This is a genomic window from Microcoleus sp. B13-B6 (assembly GCF_036705405.1).
GTDB lineage: Bacteria > Cyanobacteriota > Cyanobacteriia > Cyanobacteriales > Microcoleaceae > Microcoleus.
Genome location: NZ_JAUBUJ010000081.1, coordinates 1 through 18,297 on the forward strand (window position 1 = coordinate 1; position 18,297 = coordinate 18,297).

At 44.9% G+C, this 18,297-nt stretch carries 17 protein-coding genes; 7 read left to right on the top strand and 10 right to left on the bottom strand.

Features of this window, described 5'->3' with window-relative positions; translation table 11 throughout:
• The first annotated feature begins 753 nt into the window (after positions 1-753).
• The 7 genes from QUB35_RS27980 to QUB35_RS28010 all read left to right on the top strand — a co-directional run bounded on the left by QUB35_RS27980 (position 754) and on the right by QUB35_RS28010 (position 8,179).
• Entirely contained in the window at positions 754-1,935 is a 1,182-nt protein-coding gene (locus tag QUB35_RS27980) for a BMP family ABC transporter substrate-binding protein (protein WP_333144900.1), read from the top strand.
• A 226-nt stretch (positions 1,936-2,161) separates the two neighbouring features.
• Complete coding sequence (locus QUB35_RS27985) at positions 2,162-3,274, top strand: ABC transporter permease (protein WP_333144901.1); 1,113 nt, start codon at positions 2,162-2,164, stop codon at positions 3,272-3,274.
• A gap of 188 nt (positions 3,275-3,462) precedes the next feature.
• On the top strand, positions 3,463-4,389 hold the full coding sequence (locus QUB35_RS27990; protein ID WP_333144904.1) for an ABC transporter permease: 927 nt from the start codon (positions 3,463-3,465) through the stop codon (positions 4,387-4,389).
• A 29-nt stretch (positions 4,390-4,418) separates the two neighbouring features.
• A complete protein-coding gene (gene biuH / locus QUB35_RS27995) occupies positions 4,419-5,108 on the top strand; it encodes a biuret amidohydrolase (protein ID WP_333144905.1) in 690 nt (229 codons plus the stop codon).
• A gap of 433 nt (positions 5,109-5,541) precedes the next feature.
• Positions 5,542-7,131 (top strand): ABC transporter ATP-binding protein, encoded by a 1,590-nt coding sequence (locus tag QUB35_RS28000; protein WP_333144906.1) that lies wholly within the window; start codon positions 5,542-5,544, stop codon positions 7,129-7,131.
• Positions 7,132-7,148: 17 nt separating this feature from the next.
• Positions 7,149-7,511 carry a cupin domain-containing protein gene (locus QUB35_RS28005; protein ID WP_333144907.1) on the top strand — a complete coding sequence of 121 codons (363 nt, stop codon included), beginning with the start codon at positions 7,149-7,151 and terminating at the stop codon, positions 7,509-7,511.
• On the top strand, positions 7,502-8,179 hold the full coding sequence (locus QUB35_RS28010) for a cysteine hydrolase (RefSeq protein WP_333144908.1): 678 nt from the start codon (positions 7,502-7,504) through the stop codon (positions 8,177-8,179). The genes QUB35_RS28005 and QUB35_RS28010 overlap by 10 nt, the downstream gene beginning before the upstream one ends.
• Before the next feature lie 226 nt (positions 8,180-8,405).
• Here QUB35_RS28010 and QUB35_RS28015 read toward each other — a convergent pair whose 3' ends face one another.
• From QUB35_RS28015 to QUB35_RS28060, 10 genes are all read right to left on the bottom strand, one after another.
• Positions 8,406-9,491, bottom strand: coding sequence for a DUF3474 domain-containing protein (locus QUB35_RS28015; RefSeq protein ID WP_333144909.1), 1,086 nt, complete (start codon positions 9,489-9,491; stop codon positions 8,406-8,408).
• A 733-nt stretch (positions 9,492-10,224) separates the two neighbouring features.
• On the bottom strand, positions 10,225-11,691 hold the full coding sequence (gene purF, locus QUB35_RS28020) for an amidophosphoribosyltransferase (protein ID WP_333144910.1): 1,467 nt from the start codon (positions 11,689-11,691) through the stop codon (positions 10,225-10,227).
• A gap of 699 nt (positions 11,692-12,390) precedes the next feature.
• Positions 12,391-12,717 (bottom strand): type II toxin-antitoxin system RelE/ParE family toxin, encoded by a 327-nt coding sequence (locus QUB35_RS28025; protein ID WP_333106495.1) that lies wholly within the window; start codon positions 12,715-12,717, stop codon positions 12,391-12,393.
• Complete coding sequence (locus QUB35_RS28030; protein WP_333144911.1) at positions 12,714-12,962, bottom strand: type II toxin-antitoxin system ParD family antitoxin; 249 nt, start codon at positions 12,960-12,962, stop codon at positions 12,714-12,716. Before QUB35_RS28030 ends, QUB35_RS28025 begins: the two co-directional genes overlap by 4 nt.
• Before the next feature lie 223 nt (positions 12,963-13,185).
• Positions 13,186-15,234, bottom strand: a complete 2,049-nt coding sequence (locus tag QUB35_RS28035; protein WP_333144912.1) for a bifunctional serine/threonine-protein kinase/formylglycine-generating enzyme family protein — start codon at positions 15,232-15,234, stop codon at positions 13,186-13,188.
• Between the two features lie 214 nt (positions 15,235-15,448).
• A complete protein-coding gene (locus tag QUB35_RS28040; RefSeq protein ID WP_333144913.1) occupies positions 15,449-15,796 on the bottom strand; it encodes a DUF5615 family PIN-like protein in 348 nt (115 codons plus the stop codon).
• Between the two features lie 4 nt (positions 15,797-15,800).
• Positions 15,801-16,160: a DUF433 domain-containing protein gene (locus QUB35_RS28045; RefSeq protein WP_333080638.1), complete on the bottom strand. Its 360-nt coding sequence runs from the start codon at positions 16,158-16,160 to the stop codon at positions 15,801-15,803.
• 162 nt (positions 16,161-16,322) lie between these two features.
• A complete protein-coding gene (locus tag QUB35_RS28050) occupies positions 16,323-17,381 on the bottom strand; it encodes an RNA-directed DNA polymerase (protein ID WP_333144916.1) in 1,059 nt (352 codons plus the stop codon).
• Between the two features lie 5 nt (positions 17,382-17,386).
• Positions 17,387-17,728 (bottom strand): diversity-generating retroelement protein Avd, encoded by a 342-nt coding sequence (avd, locus tag QUB35_RS28055; protein WP_333144917.1) that lies wholly within the window; start codon positions 17,726-17,728, stop codon positions 17,387-17,389.
• 273 nt (positions 17,729-18,001) lie between these two features.
• Positions 18,002-18,163: an SUMF1/EgtB/PvdO family nonheme iron enzyme gene (locus QUB35_RS28060; RefSeq protein ID WP_333144918.1), complete on the bottom strand. Its 162-nt coding sequence runs from the start codon at positions 18,161-18,163 to the stop codon at positions 18,002-18,004.
• Positions 18,164-18,297: the final 134 nt, after the last annotated feature.

Genomic DNA, 18,297 nt, shown 5'->3' on the forward strand with positions numbered 1-18,297 from the left:
GTATTGTACAATACGCGAGCGGGGACGCTCGCACTACAATAAAAAAAATGCTTTTTACAAAACTGAGATGCTCCCAATTGAGTCTTTGTGGAACAGGCCGAAAAGCCTGTTCATAAAAAGCTTATTGAGAATGATGCAACATCTCCGGTACAAGAACCGTTATAGAGTTGGTAGTGAAGACTTCAGTCCTCATAAAACTTGCTCGGATTATTGACTGTTATTAGAAATCAATAACAGTTTTTCTGATTTTATAAGATCGATTTCTATTGTTTTTGATTCAGCCTAGACTTATTTTTAAGTTGCGTCCAAGACTAAAAAGCTAGTTGCCTGTCCGAACTCAAAAAATATTTTTTGTTTGTGGTGAACATTATTGTTTAATTTTGTTTCTAGCGAACTTTTTGGGAGACAATTTGGCGAATATTATTAAGTTTTTATAAAAAAACTTACCACTAAAAGTATTTGGTATAAGATAAACATCATTAATTTTTAGGGGATTCGACTTTCCTAAAAGAACCTTTCCAGCAAAAACTAATTTTATATTAGAATTAGTTTTGGTTTACCATGTATCTTTTTCATTAAATTCACGATGTGATGTGAATGTAAATAGTTATTAACGCATTTAATCTCATTGCTGAATAGCTCGACTAAAAGCTGGCAAATGTAGCGTGAATCTATCTAGCAATTCCCAGCAAGTATAAGCGTTACAGCTTAGCTATGAATTCCTCTTAAATACTTTTAGTGAGAACATAGAGAATGAGTGCCAAAAAGTCATTGTTTATACCTCGGCGTCAAGTAATTCGTGGGATTTTATCTACTACAGCGTTTGCAGTCACCTCGCGCCTTTGGACTGGATGTACTCCTGCTAAAGAGGTTCAAGCAAACTCGCCTGGCAAAGATAAGCCAATTGTGATGGGATTTATTTATGTTGGCCCAAAAGATGACTACGGCTACAATCAAGCCCAAGCCGAAGGGAACGCTGGGGTTTCAAAATTAGCCTGGGTAAAAACCGTAGAGGAAGCAAATGTTCCTGAAACTACGGCGGTACAAGAAACCATGAGGAACATGATCGAACAGGATGGGGCAACGGTTCTGTTCCCTACGTCCTTCGGGTACTTTGACCCCCATATTCTGAAACTGGCAAAGGATTACCCGGAGGTGCAATTCTTCCACTGCGGTGGACTTTATCAGGAAGGTAAGCATCCAAATAACGTTGGCAGCTATTTTGGCTACATTGATGAGGGTGAGTACGTAGCAGGCATTGTTGCCGCCCACGCTTCCAAAACCGGAAAATTAGGATTTATTGCTGCTAAACCCATACCGCAAGTATTACGCAATATCAATAGCTTTACATTAGGGGCACGTAGCATTAAGCCAGAAGTTACAACTCAGGTGATTTTTACAGGAGATTGGTCTTTGCCTGTTAAAGAAGCTGATGCTGCTAATAGTATGGCTGACCAGGGTGTTGATGTAATTACCTGTCACGTAGATAGCCCCAAAGTGGTGATAGAAACGGCTGAGAAACGAGGCATTTTCTGTACTGGCTACCATGCGAGTCAAGCCCAACTTGCGCCCAAGGGATATTTAACAGGTGCCGAGTGGGACTGGACGAATGTCTATTCTAAGTATGCTGAAATGCTTAATGCTGGCAAGACGCTAATGAACGGAGGCATTCCCCATTTAGTACGTGGTGGTTTGAAGGATGGTTTTTTGAAGCTGTCGCCCTACGGTAGCGCCGTAACTGCCGAAGCGCAAAAAGATGCTGATGCTGCTAAGAGTAAGTTTCTTGATGGCAGCATGGTCATTTATAAGGGGGAAATAAAAGATAACACCGGGAAAGTTGTGATTGCTGAAGGTAAGGATTACAAGCAGCAAGACGCAGAACTAGAAAAGATGAATTGGCTGGCATCAGGCGTCATCGGCAAAGTTACGAGTTAATTAGGATCGCGAATTAAATAATTTACAGAAGTTTGTGGGGAGTAGGGGTTGGGCTTATAGCCCGCCCTTTCTGGACGGGCGGGACGCCCATCCCACAAGAACTATCACGCATTGTAAGTTATTTAATTCTCATTCCTAAGAAAGTATTTCACGCCCGTCGGCAACTGCTATACAAGCAAGTTTTTCATTCAACACTCATCATTTTCTTAGTAATTCATGTTTTATTATGATGATGATTAACCGTCAAAACTGGCGTACAACTTTGGAAGCGGTTGGTATCCCGATCGCCGCCATCCTCTTCTCATTGGTATTGTTTGGAATTTTTTGTGCTGGGGCTGGATCTAATCCCTTTGCTGTCTATGCCTCAATCTACAAAGCAGCGTTTGGCAGTTGGCATTCATTCCAAAACACCCTGATCAGGGCTGCACCGTTGATGTTGAGTTCCCTGTGTACGGCTTTGCCTGCCCGTTTGGGGTTGATGATTATCGGCAACGAAGGCGCTTTAGTAGTTGGGGGTCTGGGGGCTGTAGCCGCTGGACTGGCTTTATCTTCTGCACCGCCGACGTTAGTCCAAATTGCAATGGCGCTGGCAGCAATTGTCTGTGGAGGTGTGTGGATTGGTGCAGTGGGAGCTTTGCGCTATTACCGGGCAGTGAATGAGACAATTAGCAGCTTGTTGTTGAACTATATTGCGATCGCCCTGCTGAATCATTTAGTCGGCGGCGTGATGCGTGACCCCAGCAGTGTCAATAAAATTTCTAGTTACCCGATTCCTGATGTGAATATGTTAGGAAATATTCCAGGAACCCGCGTTCACTACGGCCTAATTTATGGGTTGGTTGCTTGTGCGATCGCCTACTTCCTGATCCAACGTACTACATTTGGCTTTGCAGCGCGGACAGCAGGAGGCAACATCCGCGCTGCTCGAATTGCCGGACTTCCTGTCGGCAAGTTGACAATGGCAATCTGTTTCCTAGCTGGCTCTTGTGCGGGTTTGGCAGGCATGGTGGAAGTCGCCGCCGTGCATGGTCGAGCTAACGAATCACTTAATGCTAACTATGGCTACAGCGGTATCTTAGTTGCATTCATTGCTCGACACAACCCTCTGGCTGCGACTATTGTGGCAATTCTGCTTGGCGGCATTCTGGCTAGTGGTGGCATCTTGCAACGAGCACATGGACTGCCCGATGCAACGGTTTTAGTGTTCCAAGGTTTGGTCTTTTTGGTAGTTCTGTATAGCGAATCGCTCTACGGACGTTTGCCATTTTTCAAAGAACAGTCAACCGATCGCCCTCAGCAGCCACCTTCTAGCGAGCAGCCATCAGTAGCCACTGTCTAAGCAATACGTTAAGCCAATTTAATGTGAAGTTGCACATATCTCGATCCCCCTAAATCCCCCTTAAGAAGGGGGACGAAAGAGAAGAATCTTGTCCCCCCCTTATTAAGGGGGGCTAGGGGGGATCGGATTCTATCCAACCTCATAAAAAATGGGTATTAAGCCAAAATCTCAAATCGGAGGAATCCACAATGGCAGCAGAAGTATTAGGTTGGTGGGGAGTACCTTTAGGTATCTTGGCAGGAACTTTGCGGGGTAGCGCTCCATTTTTGTTCGTCAGTTTGGGTGAATGCCTGACTGAAAAAAGCGGCAAAATTAATTTGGGGTTAGAAGGAACACTGTTAACGGGTGCGATGAGTGCCTATGCTATTTCTTATCAGACTGGATCGCCTTGGTTAGGTGTTTTAGCCGCTGGCCTAGCTGGCATGGTACTAGGTTGTATCCACGCTTGGCTGTGCATACAACCAAAAGTAAACGACATTGCCGTAGGCATCGCCATGATTATTTTTGGTAGCGGCATTGCTTTCTTTTTTGGCAAACCTTTTATTCAACCAAGTGCCACCCAGTTGCCTAGTTTACCTCTGGGTGCTTGGAGTCATCTGCGTCCGGTGCAATCAGCGCTACAAATTTGTCCCCTATTTTTGTTAGGTGTAGCCATCGCCCCTCTAATGCAGTGGTTCTTTAAATCAACTCGCTGGGGGTTATTTATTCGTGCAGTTGGGGATAGTCCAGATGCTGCCAAAGCAATGGGAATCTCGATTAATAAAGTTCGTATGCTCTGCATTATCGCGGGCAGTTTCTTAGCTGGAATTGGTGGTGCTTATTTATCCCTTTACTATCCCGGTAGTTGGACAGAACGCATCTCTAGTGGTCAAGGACTGATGGCGGTAGCGCTGGTAATTTTTGCCCGTTGGAATCCTGTACAGTGCTTATACGCCTCGTTGCTATTTGGGGGGGCGCAGGCGATCGGCCCCGCTTTGCAATCAGTAGGGGTCGATTCCTATTACTACTTATTCAATGCTTCGCCCTACATCCTGACGCTGGCGATCATGATTATTACTTGTTCGCCGAAACGAACTTTGACCGGCGCGCCTGGATCTTTAGGAACTAGCACATAAAACAGGAATTTATCGCAAGGAAGATAAACATGGGACGTTTTGTAGAAGCTGAACCATATCCTTATCCTTACAATGGCGATTTGCGCCCAGAAAATACGGTGCTGCTGATAATTGATATGCAAATTGATTTCTGCGGCATTGGTGGATATGTTGATAAGATGGGCTACGACTTGTCACTGACTCGCGCTCCTATTGAGCCAATCAAGCAAGTCTTAGAAGTGGCACGGGCGAAGCACTTCCATATCATGCACACCCGCGAAGGACACCGCCCCGACTTAGCAGATTTACCAGAAAACAAGCAGTGGCGATCGCGCCAAATTAACGCCGAAATTGGCGATCCCGGCCCCTGCGGTAGAATTCTCGTTCGAGGTGAAGCAGGCTGGGAAATCATTCCAGAACTCGCGCCTTTGCCTGGAGAAGCGGTGATTGATAAGCCTGGAAAAGGTTCGTTTTATGCTACGGATCTAGATCTGTTACTGAAACGTAAGGGCATTCAAAATATTGTTTTGGCTGGCATTACAACCGATGTCTGCGTGCATACCACAATGCGAGATGCAAACGATCGCGGTTATGAATGTTTGCTCTTATCTGACTGTACAGGCGCAACAGATTATGGCAACCATTTGGCGGCACTTAAGATGATCCAGATGCAGGGAGGAGTGTTTGGAACGGTTGCTGATTCAGAAGCATTTATCAAAGCTTTGAATGATGAATTTTGAGGAAAAAGTCAAGTTATATTATGTTAGGTGGGAACGGGAGTTTAAGACAATACGGTTCAGTTAAAACTGTTTATTCTTCGGATATCCCCCTAAATTTCCCTTAAGAAGGGGAGTAGGGGTTGACTTTAAGTAAGTTCTTGTCCCCCCCTTCGTAGGGGCGGTGCGACCCCTACTCCCCGTGCCCGCCCTAGGCTAGGGGGGATCGGGCTCGGGCCCAAGCGTATTGGAGTTTAAGAGTAATGTGAAACTTTATCGGTAGGAATCAGGGGTTAAATTTTAACCGCCGATGAAAACAGATAGACGCAGATAAGACGGCAAATATTACTACGTGAGGTTAATACTTAAAACAGTGAAATGAACCGGGCGGTCTCACTAAAAATTTAAATCTCATAAGTAGCCGATAAGCTGAAAACTTTACAAAGGAGACAAAAACATGACGGAAGTAACTGATTCTATAGATCGAAAATTAGCACTGGAAATTGACAACTCAAAATTCCAAATTCAAAACTTTATTCAACCACCAGAACTAGAGGTGGTTAACATGACTAAGCGGTTTGGCACGATGACTGCACTTGATAACTTCTCGATGACGCTAAAACCAGGGACGTTTCATGCTTTGCTGGGCGAGAACGGAGCAGGCAAAAGTACCCTTGTTAAATGTGTGATGGGTTTCTATACTCCTACTTCAGGCAAAGTCTTAATTGATGGACAGGAAAGCACGATCGCAAGTCCTCGCGATGCTCATAAGTACGGCATTGGCATGGTTTACCAGCACTTCACCTCTGTGCCTGCGATGACGGTAGCGGAAAATCTGGTTTTGTCCCGCTTTGATAGCCCCAATTTGATTAACTGGAAAGCCGAGTACGATCGGTTAAAGGCTTTTATGAAAACTGCTCCTTTCCGAGTTCCTCTAGATACGCCGGTCTTTCAATTAGCTGCTGGGGAAAAACAAAAGCTAGAAATTCTTAAACAGATATATCTTCAGAGTCGGATCTTGATTTTGGACGAACCTACTTCGGTGCTTACTCCGCAGGAAGCTGATGAGGTTTTAGGTTTACTGCGCGCAGAAGTTACTGCTGGAAGATTAAGCGTGTTAATTATCAGTCACAAATTCCGGGAAGTGATGGCGTTTTGCGATAGCATCACGGTGCTGCGTAAAGGGAAGTTTGCAGGTCAGGGTTTGGTAAAGGATCTGACTGTCTCGGATATGTCTGAAATGATGATGGGTGAAAGGCGTGAGCCAAAACAAGTTGAAAAGACAGCCCCCCCAACGACTATTCCTATCCTTGAAGTTAAAGACCTTTATGCCAATAAAGACAACGGTCTGGAGGTATTGACAGGAGTAAATCTCACAGTTCACAGCGGCGAAATCGTTGGGATTGCAGGTATATCAGGCAATGGTCAGCGGGAACTGGTGGAGGTGTTGGCTGGTCAGCGTTCTGCTACAGGTGGAAATGTGCTGGTCAATGGCGAAGTTTATACAGCAACACGAGCCGAAATGTTTAAACATCAGGTCTTCGCACTACCAGAAGAACCGCTTCATAATGCTTGTGTGCCACACATGAGTGTGGCAGAAAATTTAGCGCTGCGGACGTTTGACCGCCCTCCCCAAGCTAAAGCAAGTATCTTACTCATCCTGAAAGAAATTAGGCAGGCGGCTAAGAGCTTAATTAATACTTTCAAAATTAAAACGCCTTCGCCAGATACGCCTATCGGCAATCTGTCGGGGGGAAATGTACAGCGCACAGTGTTAGCGCGGGAACTCTCTTCCGAACATATTAGGTTACTAATTGCCGCTAATCCTTGCTTTGGTCTAGATTTTGCTGCTGTGGAGTACATTCACGGTCAGATTATTGAGGCTCGCAACCGAGGTGTAGCTGTGTTATTGGTGAGCGAAGATTTAGATGAACTGCTGAAGTTGTCCGATCGAATTCTAGTAATAAGTGGCGGGAATTTTACTTATGAAAGTGCGATCGCAGATGCAGATTTTGTTCAGATCGGTAAGAGTATGGCAGGACACTAATCAATTTGGGAATACCTATGACTGAACTACTGAACAAAACTTTGCTCCTTAAGGATTTACCTAATATCGCCGCGTGGCAGAATGAGTTGGCTTGGCAACCATTTCGTGATGGGGTGGAAATCTACCGACTTTATGGTGACAACACAAGTGGATCGGCTGCTGCTCTGCTGAGGTATCAGCCGGGAGCGAGTGTCCCAAGGCACACCCATACTGGTTTTGAACATATTTACGTACTAACTGGATCGCAAACTGACCAAAATGGCGAACACCAAGCCGGAACTTTTGTGATTAACCCGCCTAACAGTAATCACAGTGTTGTCAGCCAAGCTGGCTGCATAGTCCTAGTAATTTGGGAAAAACCTATATCGTTATGGTCTTAATATCTGCCCAACCTTATGATTATGAACTGCCAGTCTCTGGCGGGGTGGCTTTGGTTATCATCGATATGCAGCGAGATTTTTTGGAGCTTGGGGGATTTGGTGAAGCTTTAGGCAATGATGTCAGCCAACTACAGGCGATCGTACCAACGGTAAAGCTGTTGTTAGAGGCATTTCGCGATCGCCATCTCCCTATTGTTCACACTATTGAAGGTCATCAACCTGACCTTTCTGATTGTCCTCCCTCTAAGCAAAAGCGGGGTCAAAGTAAACTAAAAATTGGCGATCGAGGCCCAATGGGACGAATTTTAATTTTGGGGGAGCCGGGGAATTCAATTATCTCAGAATTGACACCTATGCCTGATGAAATAGTAATTAATAAACCAGGCAAGGGCGCTTTTTATCACACTAATTTGGAATTAATTCTTCGTGAAAAAGCGATTACTCACCTAATTTTTACTGGAGTCACGACTGAGGTTTGCGTTCAAACAACTATGCGTGAGGCTAACGATCGGGGGTTTGAATGTTTACTTGTTGAGGATGCTACAGCCAGCTACTTTCCAGAGTTTAAACAGAGTGCGATCGATATGATTCGCGCCCAAGGCGGTATTATTGGTTGGACTGCAAAGGCTGAAGTAGTAATACAAGCTTTGGAAAAATCGCAGTCTTAAATTTAAAAACTGTCGGCTATCCCGGATGTTTGGGGTAAAAACCAGTGGCTGATATATTTTTTCGTAACAGGCTTTCCGGCCTGTTCCACAAAGAAGAGACCTCTGGGTTTGGGGTGGCTTGTCACCCCTCCAGATGTGGAACATTTTATTATCAAACACGCGCAAAAAAGAAAAACCCGGTTTCTTTAAGAAGCCGAGTTTTTACGTATTCTATTGTTTCTTTAAACTACTTAACTTCAGCAGATCGCCGACTGTTAGGTGATTCGTAGTAAACTCCAGAACCTGTATCGGAGACAAAATGACAATCCCAGTAAGAGCGAATAAAGCTCTTCCAAATTGGATCGGTTGACTTGCGATAATAATCGCCCAACACTGGTTTAATTGCTTCCGTTGCTTCCTTCAAGTGATAGTGCGGCATTGTCGAGAAAATGTGGTGGGCTACGTGGGTGCCGATGTCGTGATGGATGGAATTGATGATTCCGTAGTCGCGATCGATCGTAGACAATGCACCTTTCAAGAAATACCAATCATCTCCGCGGTACCAAGGAATATCCGCCTCAGTGTGGTGCAGGAATGTTACCAAATCCAGCCACATCACGAACACTACATAGGGAACCAAGTAGAACTTGAGTAAAAACAGCCAACCAAACTGATAGGTTAGCGCGCCTAAAAAGCCTACCATCAGTACCAAGGATGCGGAACTCGTCAACACATCCCATTTTTCGGAGGGACGGAAAATCGGGCTACCGGGCATGAAGTGAGAACCTACCCGATCGGGCGATCGCCGAAATAGATAAATTGGGTAGGCAAATAACATCAAATAAAAGCGTCCTAGCTTTTCGTACCAAGGCATTTGATTGTATTTGCTTTCCGATACCGGATACCAGCTTTCATCGTTATCTAAGCTGCCTGTATTTGCGTGGTGGGTTCTGTGACTAATCCGCCAACCGTGGAAGGGCACGAGAATTGGAGCGTGGGAAAGGTGTCCGATCAGGTTGTTGAGCCATTTGCTCTTAGAAAATGAACCGTGTCCGCAGTCGTGGCCCACTACAAACAATGCCCAAAACATGGTTCCTTGCATCAACCAAAAGATTGGATAAAAGAGCCAGGAATCGAGGGTGTAGGCGATCGCATACAAACCTGCGATGATGCCAATATCTAAAAAGAAATAAGCCAGAGATTTCCATGCCGAGGGCTCAAAACAGTGGGCTGGAATGGCTGCCTTGATATCAGCAAGAGTAAAAGGTAACTCTGTTGTACGAGAGGATGAGCCTGGATTGCTCGCGGGATTGAGAACAGTATTTGATTGCACGAAGTTTCCGATTTAAGCTGACTTGAGAAACCGCATTCCGCCTTCTTTTAACAGTCAATCGATTTTAGATTTTAGATTTTAGATTTTAGATTCACTCCACAGATGAATCTGGGGGGTTAACTAATATCTAAATTTTTTGGCTCTCCCGGACAGGAGTCGGGGGGTTGTATCCCCTATGCAGGTGAGGTAACATTCAACCTGCAAGGAGCCATATTTTTACTCTGCAAGGGTTTCTAAAGTTATTTAGTTCGCATGAATAGCCCGTCCGCGATTCTCAAGCAAGTTGGCTTGTCGAATACTTGTGTCGGAAAAATTAGTGCGATCGACCCTGTTATCTGAAAAAATCTCATGTGCCCGTTGTTGGTGCGAAATGCGACTTCCATCTGAGAGTGGACATCTGGAGGAACTACCTCCAGTCTGCAGGTAGCATACAGCGTTTCGAGCAGGAATTGTGAACGAGAGTGTAGGGAAAAACCATCGATTTTAGATTGGCGATTTTAGATTCAAGCACAAGTCTCAAATCTCCAATCTCCAATCTCCAATCCGAGTGTTGGGTTTCACACAAGTGGTGCCCAAGCGACTGTTTACTACAGTTCACCAATTCTGCAAGAATTGCTAAAGCTAAGTTAATGTAACATTTCTACACACATTCTGGCAATGACTTACCAGAAAAACTTGAAAATCCCTAAATTGCGGAAAGTGACGGGCGATCGCTTTCTCGCTTTTGGATTTTCTAGGTTGCAGCTTTTTCTAATATGAGCTTAGACCGTTTTACCATTTCTGGAACGTCGATCGGATAATCACCAGTGAAACACGCCGAACAAAAACTCATCGGGTCTTCGTTAGTCGCCTTCAGCATTCCATCCCAACTCAAGAAAGCCAAAGAATCTACCCCTATTTGGATGCCGATTTCTGCGACTGACTTAGTAGCAGCAATCAACTGATCTTGATTGTCGGTGTCGATCCCGTAGAAACACGGATGAGTCACCGGTGGCGAAGAAATTCTCATGTGAACTGCGGTTGCGCCAGCATCCCGCAAGGCTTTGACGATTTTGCGACTGGTTGTACCGCGCACGATCGAATCATCGATAATAATTACCCGCTTCCCTTCCAAGACATCTTTGAGAGGGTTGAGTTTCATGCGGATTCCTGACTCGCGCATTGTCTGAGTCGGTTGAATAAAAGTGCGCCCCACGTAGCGGTTTTTAATCAATCCTTCGGCGTAAGGAATGCCGGAAGCTTGAGAAAAGCCGATCGCGGCGGGGATTCCAGAATCGGGAACGCCGATGACTATATCAGCATCAGCGGGAGATTCTGCTGCCAACAAACGCCCGATCCGCAGGCGGTAGCTGTACAAACTTTCACCTTCCATTTGGCTATCGGGGCGAGCAAAATAGATCATTTCAAAGATGCAAAGTTTGCGCTTCTGCTGCTGACTCCAGTGGAAGGAAGCCATACCTTCCTCTGTAATCCAAACTAATTCCCCCGGTTCTACGTCCCGCAAAAATTCAGCACCGATAATATCCAAGCCACAAGTTTCCGATGCTAAAACGTATCGTACCGGAGTTGTGGGGAGGATGCCAATTACCAGCGGGCGGACGCCCTGGGGGTCGCGGACTCCCATCACGCCTTTGGGAGTGGCGATCGTCAAACTAAAGGCTCCTTGGCACATAGCAAACGCACTGATCGCTGCTTCCAGCCAGTCTTTGCCCTTGTCTACCTCGGAACCGATCGCCACTGCGATCGCCTCTGAATCCGTCGTGCTGACAAACTCGCACTTCCGAGACAGCAATTCTTCCCGCAATTCTTTTGTATTGACAAGATTCCCGTTATGTGCTAATGCCAGACTTCCCAAACGAGTTTCGACAACCACAGGCTGAGCGTTGACCACGCGCGACGAGCCGGTAGTAGAGTAGCGAGTGTGTCCTACGGCTAAGTTACCGGGCAAGTGACCTAAACTCGATTCGTTGAAGACTTGGGAAACCAGTCCCATATCTTTGTGCAGGTGTACTTTTTCACCGTCAAAGGTGGCAATCCCTGCTGATTCCTGACCCCGGTGCTGCAAGGCATACAAACCGAAGTAGGTCAACTTGGCGACATCTTCACCCGGTGCGTAGATACCGAAAACGCCACAAGCTTCCTCGGGCTTGTCGGGTTTGCTAGAATGCTCGTCAGCCGCGAAGGAATGGTTGGGAATCATAGATGGGTGGGTTCCTAATGGGGAAGGTGGGTTAGGGGGACAGTTTCAGCGGGAAATCTTGTTTGCGAAGGCGTCGCATAACTTAACATTCCCTTAATCTTGCCACGGATCTGTCATTATTTCCAACTCGTGTAGCATTTCAGACAGAAGCGATGCGGCGTTCAATGGCATTGTAGTATCGATCGCCCCCTGATCCTATATTAACCTTGATTAATTGTGGGCGAGGGATTCGGCGATTGAAAAATACTGTTGGCGAATTCACCAAGGGTGTTACCCCTCACATCACGAATGCAGCATTTTCTTTCGTTCTGGCTACTTAATAGCTATATGGTTAATTAAATATTTAGTCCAAAGCCACTATTTTTAGGGGGTAAGGGGTGAAACAATTTTTAAATTCGCCAGCAGTCTCTTGAAATCGCTTAAAAGTAAAACTCTCGTCTCAGGAGAGGGGAACGAAGAGATAGGCGATCGTGCAATGGAAAATAAATTAGAAACTTGCTTGATGGGCTTTTTCAAATATTAGGATTTAAGGGCGATCGAGCTTGACTTTTCTGTGAGATTGACATACTATATTATCATGGGAATCTGTGCGACCATGTAATGTCAATTTTGGGCGCGATCGAGTATTAAGTAATCTCGACAGGAGTTAACGGTGGGATGGAGAGTTTGCAGCCTGAAAAATTTTCCTACTCTACAAAGTCAATCAGCTTCATCTCCTGACAAAACTTCCTCTAAATCTCTCGCGGCGTGCAGAATTCTCACTACCTTAATATAGTTATCAAAAGACAGATAGAAAATCAGATAATTCTCAAAACCCCTAACTGACAATCTTCGCAAACCCTCCAACCGTGGATTTTGAACCGGATACAGGCGACCCATTCCCGACATTTGAGCCAATCTCGCAAAGGTCTGACGTGCTGCATCAAAAAAACGCAATGCAGCATCAAGATTATTTTGAGCAATATAAGCAAAATTTTCGTCTAAATCTTGACTCGCTCTTGGTGTAATGACAATCCGTTTAGTCATTGCTGCTGTGGGTCAAGTTTCTGCACCAACTGAGCCCGTTTTTGCTCCCACCAATCATCGGTAATCTCTAGAGAATTGCCACTATCCAAACCAGCCAACAATAACGACTCAACCCGCGCGGATCTTGCTTGTTCTTGGCGAATTAGGTGCAAGATGTATTCCGCTGCATTACTGTAGCCTCCGATTGCCACTTGTTCGTTAATAAAATTTTGAATTGAATCGGGAAGAGGAAGATTGAGGGTCATATTTTTTATCCTTCCTGATGTGTGACCTTGGCATATTTTAACGAAAATAAACCAGGTTTGATCGATTTCCGTTATTGTAGGGTGCGTCGCTGCGAGATTTAAGGGTGGAATTTACAAATTTGAGATGGCGACGCACCTGACTGACTCTCGCGGTGCGTCGCTGCGAGATTGTCGATCGAACTTGTAGATTGTTTCGGGCGACGCACCCTACGGCTTCAACCGGCTACGCGGAAACCAAAGCCACGCGAAAACCGATGTCCGAGTAACCATCGCCCGCCAAATTGCTAAGACGATACGCACTGCGACAATTCACCGCAGCGTCCTTCCAGGAACCGCCACACCGCACCCGGCGATCGCTTCGATCGTTATCGAGATCACTGCACCATTCCCAAACATTTCCGTGCATATCATAAAGTCCAAAAGCATTGGGTAAAAAATTCCCGACATCAGTTGTTTGTTTGCGGTAAAGTCCCTTCGATGCCCCAGCGTAGGGATTATTGCCATTATAATTAACTAAATCTGGGGTAATTGTTTCACCAAAATAGAAAGGTGTTTTAGTTCCGGCGCGGCAAGCATATTCCCATTCCGCTTCTGAAGGTAAGCGATAAGTCTTGCCTGTTTTTTTAGAAAGCCGCTTGCAGAATTCCACAGCGTCATTCCAGCTTACTTTTTCGACAGGAAGTTTCGCACCTTTGAACTCAGAAGGGTTATTTCCCATCACCGCTTGGTATTGTTCTTGAGTGATCTCATATTTACCCATAAAAAAAGCAGGGATATTCACGGTACGCTGCGGCCCTTCATAACTACTTCGTCCGGCTTCCGTATCGGGCGAACCCATCACAAAACTGCCACCAGGAATTGCTACCATGTCTAGAGTAATACCATTCCCCATATTTTCTATAAAAGCCTGTGCTTTTCCTTGACGGCGGTTGGCAATTTGCCCCGTTGAGTTGACTGTCACTGTTTCAAAAGTAAAGCTTTTTAAAGCATTGGAAGATGGCGTAGGTTTTGGAGTTTCTGGTGCGGGTTTTGGAGATGGTTTTGGAGATGGTTTTGGAGATGGTTTTGGCGATGGACTTTCTGCTACAGATTGTGGAGAGGGTTTGGGCGATGAACTTTTGGCTGTAGTTTTTGGAGATGATTTTTGAGCTGATGATTTAGGAGATGGGGCCGCATTTTTGGATGAAGGTGGAAGATTTGGTGAAGATGAAGAAGTTTTGTTGTTCAACAAACTTTGACTCAGCACAGCTAATGCAAATCCTCCCCCAGCAAAACCCGCTAATTGCAAGAAACCTCGCCTTGTTGTGTTAGTTCGTAACGGCAAAGAGTGCTGTGGAATCACAGGAATTGTGGGAATTGGTGTCGGTGCGGGAGATTGTCCAGACTGACGTTGAAAATCTCTGAAAACTTCCTCTGCTGATTGATAGCGCTGCTGGATATCTTTTGCCAACAACTTAGATAAAATTAATTCCAATTCCTTGTCTATGGGACTCTTCAAATGTTGCTGCCAATTTCCAGTCCAGCTATAACCGTGTTCCGTCCACAAACCATAAGGATGTACCCCCGTCAGTAGATGAAAAGCCGTCGCCCCCAAGCTAAACAAATCGCTGGCTGCATAAGCTTCACCCCCTTGCATTTGTTCAAGCGGTGCATAACCATGCGAACCAATTTGCGTTCCCTGTCGCGATATCACTGTTCCCGACAACTGTTTGGAAACTCCGAAATCAATCAGCATTAACAAACCGTCGCTGCGACGGCGCATAATATTCTCAGGCTTGATATCTCGGTGAACAATTTTTTGTTCGTGAATAAACTTGAGAACAGGTAGAAGTTCGAGTAATAGTTGCTTAACTTGGCTTTCTTGCCAAATTCCCTGATTTTGGAAAAGCGTCAACAAATTATCCCCATCCACAAACTGTTGTACGAGATACAAATATTTGTTGTCTTCAAAGTAGGCATCAAGGGATGGAATTTGGGGATGTTGTCCTAGCTGTTGCAGTTGTCTAGCTTCTAGCTGAAATAATTCTACCGCTTTGTTAATCGCCCAAGTTCCCTGGACATCGGGTGCTAATTGTTTAACGACACAGGGTTGATTTAGTCTATCAATATCTTCTGCTAAATAGGTTCTGCCGAAGCCACCTTGACCGAGAAGTTTGATCGTGCGGAAACGATTTCGCAGGATGGGTACGAGTTGAAGGCCACAACTGATGCAATATGTTTGCCCGTCGGGGTTTTGAGGATTGGGGCAGTCGGGATTGATACAGCAAATCATTTATTTTAGGAATGATATTGTTTATATTGTATAGGACTTACGCATGGGGCCCAGAAACCGGTTTTTTTTTATGAAAATACTTCGTTCGCTCTCGTAGATTCGGTAAAAAACCCGCTTATGAAGGCGGAGTGCGTCCAGTAGTCTAATTTGTAGGGTGGGGATATGTGAGATTTGCATCTTACTTGGAGATTGTAGATAGAATTATTAAATTCAATTAAGATATGGACGGCGGCCCAGAACGATAGACACGAATCACTTTCCCCGTCAGTATCTCAGCAGTAGATATCGCATCATTAATATTCGCACTCAGTCTAGGCATATCGTCATCTCGCGTGCAGGCAATAATACCGCAATGGTCAGGTTTCAGCTTGTGCAGTTGAAAGAAATCGCGCCGATTGATGGTCAAAACAGCTCGATTGTCACTGATGGCAAATACTAATACATCCTCATCAGGTAGTCCAGCATTTCCTGCTTCTTGAACAGTCAGGATATCATGGCCCAAAGATCGCAGATTTTGCACAACTTGTCGGGGAAAGTGTTCGTCTGCATAGAGACGTGCCATAGGTTTATTTGATATTTTCCGGTGTATCTAAGATTTCGTCAGCATCATCTTGCTGTCGAATTGCTGACTCAATTTCGTCAGGATAAGCTTCAGTATAAGCCCAAACATTTACCAAATCAGCAGCACTGAGATGGGGGTAGCAGTCTAGAATAAAAGCATCGGTAGCGCCGTCATTGCGATAGCTGGCGAGCAACCAAACGGGAATGCGAGTTTTGTCAATACAAGCATCACCGCCCATTACGCCGGGAGTTTTGGTTATCGGGCGGCCGCTGTTTTTCAGGCTTTGAGTTAAGATGCCGATCGCCTCAGCTTTTTCGATCGCCGTTAAGGCCAGGAGTTGTACTTCTAATTCTTCGATTGTCATATAAATTTGGGGATTTATGAATTGTGTAGCTATTTGATATTGTAAGGCGATATGTCTATCAGTTATCAAGCTCGATCGAGAAGAGCCCTCGTGGGAGACTACAACACAAAACCGAAAAAAGGTTAAACAGTTACTGGATGCACTGGTTTTCCCGAACTCTTTTCAGATGAACCCCTCTGAAAGGTAGTTTTTGATTTTTTGTCTCAGATTCCAAGTGTCCGCGTGTTCGAGATGCGCCACCCAACTTTGAACTGACCGAGACAATTTTGCTAACTCTATTTCACCATTCGCGTATTCTTTTTGCAAGCACCTCAACCGACGACTGCCCCGACGCAAACTTTCTTGTCTGACGCGGATGGTATCTGGAAACACCCGAAACCCAAGAAAGTTGGCTCCCTCTTTTGTCTCGAATAACTGACTTTTGATCGGATGAATTGTTACCCGCAAGTTAACCAAATATTCCTCAAGCGCTACTCTAGCATCTTGCAGCAGCAAACGGTCATCGCCAAACAAGGCAAAATCATCTACATAGCGGACATATTTAGAAAATTTTAACTTTTCTTGAATAAAATGGTCAAACCCGTTTAGATAAACATTAGCAAAAAACTGACTCGACAAATTGCCTATTGGCAAACCCCTGCGTCTCGACAGTGGCGATAGCAAATCATCTCCTGGGAAATATTCTACTACAGATTGCTGCGGGTTGCTATTATCGATAATTGTATCAATCAACCATAATGTATCGGGACATTTAATTTTATGTCGCACCAATAACTTTAAAATTTCATGGTCTATGCTGGGGAAATATTTTTTGATATCGCACTGGAGAATATAACGACTAGAACGGGCAAAATCCGTGAATCTCCTTAAAGCGCGGTGAGTCCCAAAACCGATGCGATTTGCATAGGAATTGTGAATAAAAGTGCGTTCAAAAATGGGGACTACTATATTGCACAAAGCATGGTGAACCACTCTATCTCGATAAGGTGCGGCCGATATCATTCGTCGTTTGGGTTCGACAATTTCAAAGGTTTTATAAGGGCCTGGTCGATAAGTTTTTGATTCTAATTCTTCTTTCAGTTTAGACAGTTCTCGTTCTAGGTTGTAATTGAAAGCAAGGACGTTGGGGCGAAATCTTTTTCCTTGCTGTGCTAGCTTGGCGGCTGACAGCAAGTTGCCAAAATCTACAATTTCTTGCCAAAGGTTCCCGTAACGTTTCATTGCTCTTATTTCTTTTGTCGCTGCTGTTTAATCCAGCCGCCGAGTTCCGCACCGATTTCGTTGAATAATTTTCCTACATATTCGTAACGTTCTGTTGACATGACGTTAAAATCTACTAGCAATCTGGTTTGATGGCGCAAGATATCGAGCTTAGCATTTAATGTTGTCAGCAGTGATAGTTTATCCGAGGCATATCTGGCGACAATTAAACCTTCGAGAAAATCGTACATTCCCTCAATTATTCTGTTACCTAGCGTAAACTTGTAATCTCTGGGAAGTCGGTTTAAAATGGGAACATACCATTTAATCAAGTCATAGGTTTTTTGAATAATTGGCAATTCATTCATTAAAATCTTAACCCGCGCCGGCGGGTTTTGTTTGTGTAGACGCGGTTTCAACCGCCGGGTATTTTAATAATTGTAAATTAAAAAACTTGTAAATCGGGAAACTGTTCGGAATTCCTACCAAGCTCCCCGATTCGGTTTTATATTCGGATAAAATTGCTTTCATCACGGGAACAGGTCTGGACTCTTCTTACACGCCTAACACATTCCCATCTGCTAGTTCTGATAGCGAAGAGTGCTCGCGGGAGACTACAGCACAGAACCAAAAACCGGAGACTACGCGGAAACCAGAGCTACGCGAAAACCGATGTTCGAGTTACGATTGCCCGCCGAATTCCTGTTACGATTGGCACTACGGCAATTGACCGCATTGTTGTTCCAGGAACCGCCACGCTGCACTCGGAAGTGCCTGTCCCTTCTCCATTCTCTCGCTTGCACGAGAAAAATGAATACTCTTTAATAATCTCAAATAAATCGCCACTTAAATCAAATGTAAGAAAAGTTTACGCAAGGTCCAGAAACCGGGTTTTTTCCACAATATTCAATTCCAACCCTCAATCTCCCGAAAAACC